This window comes from Paenacidovorax caeni (assembly GCF_001298675.1).
In the GTDB taxonomy this organism is placed as follows: Bacteria; Pseudomonadota; Gammaproteobacteria; order Burkholderiales; family Burkholderiaceae_C; genus Paenacidovorax; species Paenacidovorax caeni.
This window is the reverse complement of record NZ_CYIG01000003.1, coordinates 1-12,234: the sequence shown is the minus strand read 5'-3', so window position 1 is coordinate 12,234 and position 12,234 is coordinate 1. Positions and strand designations below refer to the sequence as shown.

Here is a 12,234-nt window from a genome sequence, read left to right as displayed (position 1 = left end):
CTACCTGGGGGCGAGGGGCAGGCGTTCCAAGCCCTTGGCCGTCAGGCGCAGCACTTCCGCGCGTGGGGGCGTGGCGTCCAGATCCCAGTCGCTGAGCACGTGGCGCAGCTGGCCGGGGGCGAGCACGTGGGTGGCAGGGCGGTGCGTGTGGCCGTGGATCAGTGCCTGCGCGCTGGCGGCCTGCAGCCAGGCCAGGGCAGCGGGGTGGTCCACGTCGGCGTACCAGCTGCTGGCGTGCTTGTGTGCCTCGCTCTGCGCCCGCATGCTGCGCGCCTGCGCGCGCCGCTGCGCCAGGGGGGCTGCCAGGAAGGCGTGCTGCCATGCCGGGCTGCGCGCCAAGGCGCGAAAGCGCTGGTATTCCACGTCGTCCAGGCACAGCGCGTCGCCGTGCGAGAGCAGCCAGCGCTGTCCGGCAAAGGCCAGCACCGTGGGGTCGGGCAGCAGTGCAACGCCGCTGGCGCGGGCGAAGCCCTCGCCGATGAGGAAGTCGCGGTTGCCGTGCAGGAAGTACAGCGCGTGCTGGCGCGCGGCCTGCGCCAGCAGCGCGCAGCAGCGCGACTCGAAGCTGCCGGGCTCGGCCAGGGCGTCATCGCCAACCCAGACCTCGAACAGGTCGCCCAGCAGAAAAATGGCGTCGGCCGGCGTGTGGGCAAGGTAGCCGGCCAGGGCCTGCACGGTGGCTTCGTGGCCTGGATCGAGGTGCAGATCCGACAAAAAATCAACCGTGCGCCACGCCGGTGCTGCGGTCAGCTCCTCGGCGCGGGGCACGGTCGGTGGCATGCGGACAGGGGGGCTTTACAGCGCCACGGCCTTGTCAATCACCACGGGGTCGAAGGGCACGTCGTCATGGAAGCCCTTGCGCGTGGTGCGCACTTTCTTGATGGCGTCGACCACATCCTGGCCCTTGACCACCTTGCCGAACACGGCGTAGCCCCAGCCCTGGCCGGAAGGCGCGGTGTGGTTCAGGAAGGCGTTGTCCACCACGTTGATGAAGAACTGGGCAGTGGCGCTGTGCGGGTCGTTGGTGCGCGCCATGGCGATGGTGTAGGCCTCGTTCTTCAGGCCGTTGGCGGCTTCGTTCTCGATCGGGTCGTCGGTGGGCTTTTGCTTCATGTCGGCGGTGAAGCCGCCGCCCTGGGCCATGAAGTTCTTGATGACGCGGTGGAACACGGTGCCGTCATAGAAGCCCTTGTTCACGTAGTTCAGGAAGTTGGCTGTGGTTTTGGGGGCGTTGACGGCGTCCAGCTCCAGCGTGATGACGCCAGGGGTGGCGGTTTCCGCGACGTGGATGGTGACGTGCAGTTCGACTTGTGGGTTGCTCATGGTGCGGTGTCCTTTCGGTTATTTGACCAGCGTTGCAGATTGGATGGTGACGGGGGTGGTGGGCACGTTCTGGTGGCCGCCCTTGTTGCCCGTAGCCACGGCCTTGATCTTGTCCACCACCTCGGTGCCGCTCACCACCTTGCCGAACACGGCGTAGCCGTGGCCGTCAGGGTTGGGGGCATTGAGCATGGCGTTGTCCTTGACGTTGATGAAGAACTGCGCGGTGGCCGAGTCAGGAATGCCGGTGCGCGCCATGGCGATGGTGTAAGTGTCGTTCTTCAGCCCGTTCTTCGCTTCCAGCGGGATGGGCGCGCGCGTGGGCTTTTGCACCATGTCGGCGGTGAAGCCGCCGCCCTGGATCATGAAGCCGTCAATGACGCGGTGGAACACCGTGCCGTCGTAGTGCTTGTCCTTGACGTACTGCAGGAAGTTCTCCACCGTCTTGGGCGCCTTGGCCGGGTCGAGTTGCACCACGATATCGCCCATGCTGGTGGCCAGCTTGACTTTGGGCGCTTCTTCGGCCCGCACCGATGCTGCGGAAAAAGTAGCTGCCAGCGCAATGCTGGCAAGGGCCAAAGTCGAATTTCTACGGGAAATCATCCGATCACTCCTTCAAAAAAGATCTTCCAGGCACCGCCGCCTTGGCGGAGCCAGTACTGGCGCTTGACGGGGCCGGTGCGCGCACCCTCGGCCACCTCGCCGAAGGTCACCACCATGGTGTCGGCGCTGTCGCTCCAGCGCAGGTAGGACAGATCCTTGAGCGCGAAGTTGCGTCCCTGGAGTTTCTGCACTTCGCGCTGCAGCACCGGCGTCCAGTCGGCCAGGCTCTTGTCGTAGCTGGCGAAGTCGCTGGCATAGAACGACAGCAGGCGCTGCAGATCGCCGCTGCGCTTGGCCTGCTGCCAGGCCTGCAGCTGGCTGGTGAAGGCGTGGCGTTCGGCCTGCAGGCTCTGCGGTGCCACCCACTGCAGCTGGCGCGCAATGACCACGGGCGTACTGCGCACTTCCACCGTGCGCAGCAGGCGTGCCAGGTCGGTGTTGGCCATGACTACGCAGCCGTCCGTGGCCTGGGGCGCGCGTGAGTACTGCTCAGGCGGTGTGCCGTGCACCCAGATGCCGCTGCCGGTCTTGCCGCGGCGCAGGTCGTAGGGGTTGGGGTAGTTCAGGGTCAGTGCACCCGCACCGTAGAAGTCTTTCAGGGACTTGGGGTCGAGGTTGCTGCCGATGAAGTACACGCCCAGCGGGGTGCGCATGTCGCCTTCGGCCACCTTTTCCACGCCCTGTTTGCCGACCGAGACGTAGTAGTCTGCCACCAGCTGCGGGCCATGGGGGCCGTTCTCGAACAAGTACAGCCGCGCGCGCGAGGTGTCCACGGCGATGGCATGGCGCGCGCTGGGTGCCAGGGCCAGGAACTGCGCCGGTATGGCGCCTGCCGGGGGGCGTTCGCGCAGCGCTTGCAGGCGCAGTTGGGCCTCCTGCTGCAGCTCGCGCAGCAGCGGGGCGCTGGCTTCGGGGCGGCCCGGAACGGTCTTGCCCGGCGGTACCTGCGTGGCCAGCAGGTCGCCATAGAGCAGCTGCGCCAGCTGGAACTGGGGGTAGTCGCGCACCAGGCGCTCGGCATGGGCGAGGGCATCGCGCCGGCGCCCCTGGCCGACGAGGCGGTAAGCCTCGATCAACCGGCTCTCGGCCTGCCCGTCACGCGGCGGGGGGGCTGCAGGCTGGCGCGCTGCGGGCGCGGCCTTGCGTGCGGAGTTTGACGGGGCGGCGGCCGCTGGCAGGCTGGCGCATGCCAGCGCCGCGATCAGGAGGAAAGAGGAGAGTCGTCGTCCCATGCACACTTGCAGGCGCAGGGCCTGCGGCAAAAAAAACGGCGCGCCCTTACGGGCGCGCGGCATGTCGGGTGCCATCAGGCGCCCGTGGATTCCTTGACGATGAGCCAGCGATCACCGGACTTCACAAGATGCAGCGTCTTGCGGCTGGAGACGGAGAGAGCATCGGCCTTGTAGTCTTGGCGAAAGCGCGCCTCGGCCTTGTTTCCGTCCACTTTGATGTTCAGGTTGTTGAGCTTCACGGTGATGCTGGACTTGCCCACGATGCGGTCGCGGCGCTGCTTTTCCCAGTCCTTGCGCGAGAGCTTGCCGGGGGTGTCGAAGTCTTTGCCGTAGGCACCCAGGTAGGCTCCCATGTCCTTGGCCGCCCAGGCGCGCGCCCAGGCATTAACGGCGGCCTCGACCTCTTTCTCTGCAGGGTTCGGTGCGGCGGTGGCGGGTGCTGGTGCTGGTGCCGCAGCGGCGGCAGGCTCTACGGCGGGCGCGGGCTTGGCTGCCGGCTCGGGGGCCTTGGTGGGCGCAGGCGCGGGTGCAGAGGCTGGCGCCGCCACGGGTGTGGCGGCTGGTGCCGGGGACGGCGCTGCTGGCGTGGCCGCGGGCGCAGGTGCGGGGGCAGGTACAGGTGCCGGCTTGGCACCCTTGGGGGCTGCGGCCTGTGCAGGGGCGAACATGTCACGGATCAGCGCCAGCTTCGGCGGCACGGCAGCGTTGCCGCTGTCGAGCTGCAGGGCCTTGCTGTAGGCTTGGCCGGCCAGTCGTGCGTAGACGTCGCCCAGGTTTTCGTGCGCCGTGGCGTAGCTGGGGTTGGTGCGGATGGCCATCTCCAGCGCCGTGCGTGCCTTGTCATACTGGTTCTGCCCGGCGTAGAGCACCGCCAGGTTGTTGTACGGCTCAGGCAGCTCGGGGTAGTCCTCGGTCAGGCGGGTGAAGGTCTGGATGGCGTCGCCCGTCTTGCCCGACTCGGTCTGGATCACGCCCTTGAGAAAGCGCATTTGCGGATCGCGCGGCTTGGTGGCCAGGTACTGCTCGACCTTGGTCAGTGCGTCGGCCAGCTTGCCGCTGCGCACCAGCTGGCTGACGTCGGTGTAGTCGTCGGCGCGCGCTGGCAGGGCGGTGGCGAGTGCAGCAGCCAGCGCCAGCAGGCGCAGGGCATGGCTCAGGGTCGGGCGTGAGGGCATGGAAGGGCTTTCAGTGAGCGAGGCACCCGCAGCAGGGCGGGGGGCTTATACTGCGGCGGATTGTAGCGGAGGGGTCTTTCCCTCATTGGCGCTTTGTTACCAATGGTAAACCCGGGCTCCCGCGGCCTGCCGTGCCCCCCGCGTCCCCCCACCCCAAGACATCCCATGAGTTTGCGTATCTACAACACGCTGTCGCGTGCATTGGAGCCGTTTTCGCCGCTGGAGCCTGGCCATGTGCGCATGTATGTGTGCGGCATGACGGTGTACGACCTGTGCCATGTGGGCCATGCGCGCTCCATGGTGGCCTTTGATGTGGTGCAGCGCTGGCTGCGTGCCAGCGGCCTCGCCGTGACCTTCGTGCGCAATATCACCGACATCGACGACAAGATCATCCGCCGCGCCGTGGAGAACGGCGAAACCATCGGTGCGCTGACGCAGCGCATGATCGACGAGATGTACCGCGACGCCGACGCCCTGGGCGTGGAACGCCCGACACACGACCCGCGCGCCACCGACTACGTGCCGCAGATGCTGGACATCGTGCGCCAGCTCGAAGACAAGGGCCTGGCCTACCGCACCCCTTCGGGCGATGTGAACTTCGCCGTGCGCAAGTTTCCTGGCTACGGCAAGCTCAGTGGCAAGACGCTGGACGAGCTGCAGGCGGGCGAGCGCGTGGCGGTGCAGGACGGCAAGCAGGATCCGCTCGACTTCGTGCTCTGGAAGGCAGCCAAGGACAGCGAGCCGCAAGAGGCCAAGTGGGACAGCGGCTATGGCCAGGGGCGTCCGGGCTGGCATATCGAGTGCTCGGCCATGTGCGGCGCGCTGCTGGGCCAGACCTTCGATATCCACGGCGGCGGCGCCGATCTGCAGTTCCCGCACCATGAGAACGAAATCGCCCAAAGCGAAGGCGCCAACGGCCAGCCGCTGGCACGCTTTTGGATGCACAACGGCTTCATCAATATCGACAACGAGAAGATGTCCAAGAGCCTGGGCAACTTCTTCACCATCCGCGATGTGCTGGGCCAGTTCGACGCCGAGACCATTCGTTTCTTCGTCGTGCGCTCGCACTACCGCAGCCCGTTGAATTACAGCGACGCGCACCTGCAGGACGCGCGCGGAGGGCTCAAGCGCTTGTACACCGCGCTTTCTGCGGTGGTGCCCGCCGAGGTCACTGCCATCGACTGGGCCGACCCTTATGCCGCGCGCTTCAAGGCGGCCATGGATGAGGACTTCGGCACGCCCGAGGCCGTGGCCGTGCTGTTCGATCTGGCCGGCGAGGTCAACCGCACGCGTAGCACCGCGCTGGCCGGGCTGCTCAAAGCGCTGGGTGGCTGCCTGGGGCTGCTGCAGGGCGACGCGAAAGCCTTTCTGCAGGCCGGTGCGGGCCTGGATGATGCGGCCATCGCCGCGCAGATTGCCGCCCGTGCCGCCGCCAAGGCGGCGAAGAACTTCGCCGAGGCTGACCGCATCCGCGCCGAACTGCTGGCCCAGGGCATCGTCCTCAAGGACTCGCCTGCAGGAACGACCTGGGAAGCTGCACAGTGAGGGGTGGCGTCATGGTTTTAGGCATCGAAATGGCATCCAAGGCTTATGGGGTAAGCGGTGGCAGCTACTAAAAGCATAGTTGCCGACCCTACTGTGCCGAGCTACTGGGCCGAGGCCTGCAAGCACTTGGTGAAGAAGGACCGGGTGATGAAGCGCCTGATTCCGCAGTTTGCCGATGCCACGCTGCAAACGCGCGGCGATGCCTTCGGCACGCTGGCGCGCAGCATCGTGGGCCAGCAGATCTCGGTCAAGGCGGCGCAGACGGTGTGGGATCGCTTCGCCCTGCTGCCCGCCAGCATGGAGCCCGAAGCCGTGCTCAAGCTCAAGGTGGACGACATGCGCGCCGCCGGCCTGTCGGCGCGCAAGGTGGACTACCTGGTCGACCTGGCGCTGCATTTCGCCAACGGCAAGCTGCACGTGCAGGATTGGCAGGGCATGGACGACGAGGCCATCATCGCCGAGCTGGTGGCCATCCGTGGCGTGGGGCGCTGGACGGCGGAGATGTTCCTGATTTTTCATCTCATGCGTCCGAACGTGCTGCCGTTGGATGACGTGGGGCTCATCAACGGCATCAGCCGCCTGTACTTTTCGGGTGACCCGGTCAGCCGCAGCGACGCGCGCGAAGTGGCCGCTGCCTGGAAACCATGGAGCACGGTGGCGACTTGGTATATTTGGCGCTCGCTCGACCCGCTGCCCGTTGTCTACTGAACGGGCTGCGTGCGCAGCAAACGGCGGTACCTGGCCACGCGCCCGCCAGCGTGCCGCCCAAGGAGAAAACATCTTGGCGAAAAAGACCTTTCTGGATTTCGAGCAGCCCATCGCGGAGCTGGAATCCAAAATCGAAGAACTGCGCTACGTGCAGACCGAAAGCGCGGTCGATATCTCGGAAGAGATCGACCAGCTCAGCAAAAAGAGCCAGCAGCTCACCAAGGACATCTACAGCGACCTGACGCCCTGGCAGATCACGAAGATCGCGCGCCACCCCGAGCGCCCCTATTCACTCGACTATGTGCGTGAAATCTTCACCGATTTCGTTGAAATGCACGGCGACCGGCATTTCGCCGACGACCTGTCCATCGTCGGTGGCCTGGCGCGCTTCAATGGCCATGCCTGTATGGTCATCGGCCAGCAGAAGGGCCGCGACACCAAGGAGCGGGGCCTGCGCAACTTCGGCATGTGCAAGCCCGAGGGCTACCGTAAGGCGCTGCGCTTGATGAAGACGGCGGAGAAGTTCAAGCTGCCGGTGTTCACTTTCGTCGATACCCCAGGCGCATTTCCCGGCATCGATGCCGAGGAGCGCGGGCAGTCCGAAGCCATTGGCCGCAACATCTACGAGATGGCGCAGCTCGAAGTGCCCATCATCACCACCATCATCGGCGAGGGCGGCTCTGGTGGCGCGCTGGCTATCAGCGTGGCCGACCAGACGCTGATGCTGCAGTATTCGGTCTACTCCGTCATCAGCCCTGAGGGCTGCGCTTCCATCCTCTGGAAGACCAGCGACAAGGCCAAAGATGCAGCCGATGCGCTGGGCATCACCGCGCACCGCCTGAAGGCGCTGGGCTTGGTGGACAAGATCGTCAACGAGCCCGTGGGTGGCGCGCACCGTGACCCCAAGCAGATGGCTGCCTTCCTCAAGCGCGCCTTGGGTGATGCCTGGCGCCAGTTGGCTGACCTCAAGCCCAAGGAGCTGCAGGACCGTCGCTACGAGCGCCTGCAAAGCTACGGCCGCTTTACCGACACCAAGGCCGACAACCACTAACCCCTTGGCGGTCTTGGCCCCTGCAACGGCTCCCTTGGTGGAGCCGTTGGCGTTCCTGGTGCTTGGATAATCTGCCGCCATGTGGTGTGCCAAACGTTGTTGCCCATGACGCAGTCGTTTGACGAGGCGTTGCGCTGCTTTGCCCCCGCGTTGCCGCTGGCCGTGGGCTTGAGTGGCGGTGCGGACTCGACCGCACTGCTGCTCGCATGTGCCGCGCGCTGGCCAGGCCAGGTGCAGGCGATTCACGTGCACCATGGCTTGCAGGCAGCGGCTGATGGCTTCGAGCGCCATTGCACCGCTTTGTGCGCGCGCTTGCAGGTGCCGCTACAGGTGCAGCGTGTAGATGCGCGCCATGCCCCTGGGCAAAGCCCGGAAGAGGCCGCGCGCCATGCGCGTTACCGGGCTTTTGAGGCTGCAGCCCAGGACAGGAAAGCGCCAGCAACTATTCAATCCATAGCGCTGGCGCAGCATGCCGACGACCAGGTCGAAACCCTGTTGCTGGCGCTTTCGCGTGGCGCAGGCGTGGCGGGGCTGGCCGCCATGCCCATGCAATGGGCGCGGGCCGGGCTGCAGTGGCACCGCCCCTTGCTGCGCGTACCGGGGGCAGCCGTGCGCGACTGGCTGCGTGCGCGTGGCGAGGCCTGGGTGGAAGACCCTACCAACCAGGATCAGCGCTATACGCGCAACCGCATCCGGGCGCAGCTGTTGCCAGCGTTGCAGGCCACGTTTCCCCAGTTCCGCGACACCTTCGCGCGCAGCAGCCAGCACGCTGCCCATGCCGACGCACTGTTGCAAGAGATCGCGCAGCAGGATCTGGCGGCGGTTGGGGTGCCCCCTGCCATTGGTGCGTTACGCGCCCTGGGGACTGCGCGCCAGGCCAACGTGTTGCGCTACTGGCTGCGCCAGACGCACCAGACCACGCCCGGCACGGCGCAATTGCACGCACTGCAACACCAGCTGGCGGCTTGTGCCACGCGTGGTCACCGTATCGAGCTCAAGGTGGGGCGCGGCTTTGTCGTGCGCCAGGGCGAGCTGCTGGGGTTTGTCGAGGCACTGACCGCGCCGTCGTTGTAAGCAGGGCACCATGGGGGGCTCGGTATAATTTCCGGTTGCCTGCGGCGGTGCTGCAGTGCGTATCCCTCATCATCTTCAAATATCTCAGATGGCACTGTTCGTTCATAAATACGGCGGTACGTCGATGGGCTCCACGGAGCGCATTCGCAACGTCGCCAAGCGCGTCGCCAAATGGGCTCGGGCGGGCCACCAGATGGTGGTGGTGCCCAGCGCCATGAGTGGCGAGACCAATCGCCTGCTCGGACTGGCCAAGGAACTCGCACCATCGCGCGCCTCCACCGCCTACCACCGCGAACTCGACATGTTGGCCGCTACGGGCGAGCAGGCGTCGTCGGCGCTGCTGGCCATCGCGCTGCAGTCCGAGGGCCAGCCGGCCGTGAGCTACACCGGCTGGCAGGTGCCGATCCGCACTGACAGCGGCTATACCAAGGCACGTATCGAATCAATCGACGATAAGCGCGTGCGTGCCGACCTGGATGCCGGCAAGGTGGTCATCATTACTGGCTTCCAGGGCATCGACGAGGGCGGTCACATCACTACCCTGGGGCGCGGCGGCTCTGACACCTCGGCCGTGGCTGTGGCAGCCGCCATGAAGGCCGACGAGTGCCTGATCTACACCGATGTGGATGGCGTCTACACCACCGACCCGCGCGTGGTGCCCCAGGCGCGCCGCCTCAAAACGGTGAGCTTCGAGGAAATGCTCGAAATGGCCAGCCTGGGTAGCAAAGTGCTGCAGATTCGCTCGGTGGAGTTTGCCGGCAAGTACAAGGTGCCCATGCGCGTGCTCTCCAGCTTCACGGCCTGGGATATCGACATCAATGAAGAAGCCACATCCGGCACCTTGATCACCTTTGAGGAAGACGAAAAAATGGAACAAGCCGTCGTTTCCGGCATTGCATTCAACCGCGATGAAGCCAAGATTTCCGTGCTCGGCGTGCCGGACAAGCCGGGCATCGCGTACCAGATCCTGGGCCCCGTGGCCGATGCCAACATTGAAGTCGATGTGATCATCCAGAACATGAGCAAGGATGGCCGCACGGATTTCAGTTTTACGGTCAACCACAACGATTACGCGCGCACCTTGGATCTGCTCAAGGAAAAAGTGGTGCCGGCGCTGAACGCGCAAGAGGTGGTGGGTGACACGAACATCTGCAAGGTCAGCATCGTCGGCATCGGCATGCGCAGCCATGTGGGCGTGGCGTCCAAGATGTTCCGCGTGCTGAGCGAAGAGGGCATCAACATCCAGATGATCTCCACTTCGGAGATCAAGACATCCGTGGTCATCGACGAGAAGTACCTGGAGCTGGCTGTGCGTGCTCTGCACAAAGCGTTCGATCTGGATCAACCGACCGCATAAACTGGGCCTAATTTAAGGCATAATAGAGAGATTGCGGAAACGTGACCGAGTGGCCGAAGGTGCTCCCCTGCTAAGGGAGTATGGGGTGTAGAGCCTCATCGAGGGTTCGAATCCCTCCGTTTCCGCCAGATTGAAGCCTAAGTGATTGATTCACTTAGGCTTTTTTCTTTGGTGGGATCCGTTCCCGCCCAAACATCCGCCCAAAGCTAACCCGGTAGGACTTCTGCAATTGATTGCAGAGGTCGCTAGTAGTGAGAAAGGAGCCTCTGCTACCCTGCAAGAGCAAGCAAGGTTGCGATGTGTGGCTGTGCCAGACTCGCAAGAACGTTGCCTGCTGCTCCCTCTGCTACGGTCTTGATGCTGCGTGCGGTGGCCTTGATGATCTCCCACTTGGGCTTTGGAGATTCGGCCTGAGCCTTCAACGTTGCTATGTCTGCCCGCAGTTCGTCGGCTGCATCGCCCTTGGCATCCGCCAGCGCGGCCCCCAATGCCTGCACCAAGCCCTTCAAGGCTTCAATGTCGGTGCCTGTGTTGGCTTGGGTCTGGGTTGATCCGTTGGAACTGATCTGAATCTGTGAACCCGACACGTTGCCGAAGTGGTAGTGCTGTTCTTGCACGGCTTCCTTCTCCTTTTGCGTGAATGACATTCCCTCCCCGAGGATGCCGCGCCCCTCAAGGTCTAACCCCCAATCAAGGATGCGATTCCTTGCGGAAGATATGACGGCGAGGAGTTGAGCGCATGAAACACTCACATAAGGAGAAAGGTCATCCTCTAAATGTTCTGTAAGCGCTTGATGCCACTCGTGCCCGTAGTTGATCTTCACTCCGCTGGGGCTGGCCGCAAGATGCTCTAGTTCGGTAATTGACTGGCGCAATGGCATTGTTGATAGCTTGTGCGCCAACTTCGCGGAGTTCACCTCCAGGGGAATGCTTCTTCCCGAAAAAAGGTCGATTGCCCTTAGCAATCCTCGCACCGTTCGATAGTCCGGGACTTCTTGATCAATCTTGTACCCGTTCAATTCCGCATCAATCCAACTGACCAGTTCGCCTACGTTCAAGCGCTTCGCTACAACGAGCGCACGGCGCAATAGGTCGTCAGTCGGTACGGAGGGATTGCTCGCCATGATGACAAGCTCAGGAACAAGTGCGGGCATACAGGCTTACTTCAGAAGGTTTTGGCCGTAGGTCAAAAGCAGCGGCCCAACGCTTGCGGCTAGTGTGTAGGCCCCTTCACCTGCCTTCCTGATCTTGTCCAGGTTGTCCGCGACTTCGGCAGTCTTCTTGATTACCGCTCCAGCACGGGCAAACAGAGTTTTTGTAGGCTCGGAAGCCTGCGCGTGTTCAGCTTCCACGCGGGATTTTTCGACCGTGTACGCACCAGCTACTTGATGCAATGCTTCCTCAATGGGCTTCACTCCCTGCACGCGATACACCCGCAAGGCGGTACGGATGACGTCGATCTGTCGTTGAGGACCGCTGGGATGCCGAGTACCTGCCCATCGGTCAGTCTTGGCGCAGGAGCTGGAGCCGCTTGACCCCGTTCTTTGACTACCCGCCGGAAATCCGCAAGGTCATCTACACCACCAATGCCATCGAGTCGGTGAACATGAGCCTGAGGAAGCTGACCAAGAACCGGGGCTCGTTCCCCAGCGACGAGGCGCTGACCAAGCTGTTCTACCTGGCCCTGCGCAACATCAGTCAGAAGTGGACCCTGCCCATCCGAGATTGGAAGGCTGCCCTGACCCGATTTACCATTCAGTTCGGAGACCGCATCTCCGTCAATTGAAGTCCGACCCGTTTACACAAAAATTCGGACACGCCCGCCTTGGAATCACAAACGGGTCTGGCGGGTGTACTGCGAGCTGGGGCTGAACATTCCTCGCAGAACGAAGCGTCGCGTCCCCAAACGCGAGCCGGTACCGCTGACTGCAGGATCGTTCGTCAATCAGGGCTGGGCGCTGGACTTCATGCATGACGTGCTCTACGACGGCCGGCGGTTCCGCACCCTCAACGTGATCGACGAGGCCAACCGCGAGGCCCTGGCCATCCAGGTGGCCCAGTCACTGCCGGCCTCGATGCTGATTCGCACGATGGACCGTTTGGTCGATTGGTACGGCGCGCCACTATCGATCCGGATGGACAACGGCCCGGAGATGACCAGCCACGACT

The 12,234-nt window shown here is 64.0% G+C and carries 12 protein-coding genes, 1 tRNA gene and 2 pseudogenes; 8 read left to right on the top strand and 7 right to left on the bottom strand.

Annotated elements, in window-relative coordinates:
• The 5 genes from BN2503_RS01715 to BN2503_RS01695 all read right to left on the bottom strand — a co-directional run bounded on the left by BN2503_RS01715 (position 1) and on the right by BN2503_RS01695 (position 4,330).
• The gene (locus tag BN2503_RS01715; protein WP_054254919.1) at positions 1-780 is read right to left on the bottom strand and encodes a UDP-2,3-diacylglucosamine diphosphatase; all 780 of its coding nucleotides are present in this window, start codon (positions 778-780) and stop codon (positions 1-3) included.
• 15 nt (positions 781-795) lie between these two features.
• Positions 796-1,323: a peptidylprolyl isomerase gene (locus BN2503_RS01710; RefSeq protein ID WP_054254918.1), complete on the bottom strand. Its 528-nt coding sequence runs from the start codon at positions 1,321-1,323 to the stop codon at positions 796-798.
• 18 nt (positions 1,324-1,341) lie between these two features.
• The gene (locus BN2503_RS01705; RefSeq protein WP_054254917.1) at positions 1,342-1,923 is read right to left on the bottom strand and encodes a peptidylprolyl isomerase; all 582 of its coding nucleotides are present in this window, start codon (positions 1,921-1,923) and stop codon (positions 1,342-1,344) included.
• A complete protein-coding gene (locus tag BN2503_RS01700; RefSeq protein WP_054254993.1) occupies positions 1,920-3,155 on the bottom strand; it encodes a L,D-transpeptidase family protein in 1,236 nt (411 codons plus the stop codon). The genes BN2503_RS01705 and BN2503_RS01700 overlap by 4 nt, the downstream gene beginning before the upstream one ends.
• Before the next feature lie 74 nt (positions 3,156-3,229).
• Positions 3,230-4,330: a nuclear transport factor 2 family protein gene (locus BN2503_RS01695; protein WP_054254916.1), complete on the bottom strand. Its 1,101-nt coding sequence runs from the start codon at positions 4,328-4,330 to the stop codon at positions 3,230-3,232.
• A gap of 165 nt (positions 4,331-4,495) precedes the next feature.
• Between BN2503_RS01695 and cysS the strand changes: the two genes are divergently transcribed.
• From cysS to BN2503_RS01665, 6 genes are all read left to right on the top strand, one after another.
• Positions 4,496-5,875: a cysteine--tRNA ligase gene (cysS, locus tag BN2503_RS01690; protein ID WP_054254915.1), complete on the top strand. Its 1,380-nt coding sequence runs from the start codon at positions 4,496-4,498 to the stop codon at positions 5,873-5,875.
• A 147-nt stretch (positions 5,876-6,022) separates the two neighbouring features.
• A complete protein-coding gene (locus BN2503_RS01685; protein ID WP_139235365.1) occupies positions 6,023-6,583 on the top strand; it encodes a DNA-3-methyladenine glycosylase family protein in 561 nt (186 codons plus the stop codon).
• Positions 6,584-6,656: 73 nt separating this feature from the next.
• A complete protein-coding gene (locus BN2503_RS01680) occupies positions 6,657-7,634 on the top strand; it encodes an acetyl-CoA carboxylase carboxyltransferase subunit alpha (RefSeq protein ID WP_054254913.1) in 978 nt (325 codons plus the stop codon).
• A gap of 105 nt (positions 7,635-7,739) precedes the next feature.
• Entirely contained in the window at positions 7,740-8,708 is a 969-nt protein-coding gene (tilS, locus tag BN2503_RS01675; protein ID WP_054254912.1) for a tRNA lysidine(34) synthetase TilS, read from the top strand.
• A gap of 88 nt (positions 8,709-8,796) precedes the next feature.
• Positions 8,797-10,065 carry an aspartate kinase gene (locus BN2503_RS01670; RefSeq protein WP_054254911.1) on the top strand — a complete coding sequence of 423 codons (1,269 nt, stop codon included), beginning with the start codon at positions 8,797-8,799 and terminating at the stop codon, positions 10,063-10,065.
• Positions 10,066-10,100: 35 nt separating this feature from the next.
• Positions 10,101-10,193, top strand: a tRNA-Ser gene (locus BN2503_RS01665).
• A 141-nt stretch (positions 10,194-10,334) separates the two neighbouring features.
• On the opposite strand, the gene BN2503_RS01660 is transcribed toward BN2503_RS01665, so the two are convergent.
• Entirely contained in the window at positions 10,335-11,219 is an 885-nt protein-coding gene (locus tag BN2503_RS01660) for an AbiTii domain-containing protein (RefSeq protein ID WP_054254910.1), read from the bottom strand.
• A gap of 6 nt (positions 11,220-11,225) precedes the next feature.
• Entirely contained in the window at positions 11,226-11,480 is a 255-nt protein-coding gene (locus tag BN2503_RS01655; protein WP_139235358.1) for a hypothetical protein, read from the bottom strand.
• Positions 11,481-11,533: 53 nt separating this feature from the next.
• Between BN2503_RS01655 and BN2503_RS01650 the strand changes: the two are divergent.
• Both BN2503_RS01650 and BN2503_RS20790 read left to right on the top strand, forming a co-directional pair.
• Positions 11,534-11,851: pseudogene (locus tag BN2503_RS01650) on the top strand (transposase); the annotation flags it as partial.
• A 40-nt stretch (positions 11,852-11,891) separates the two neighbouring features.
• Positions 11,892-12,234: pseudogene (locus BN2503_RS20790) on the top strand (DDE-type integrase/transposase/recombinase); the annotation flags it as partial.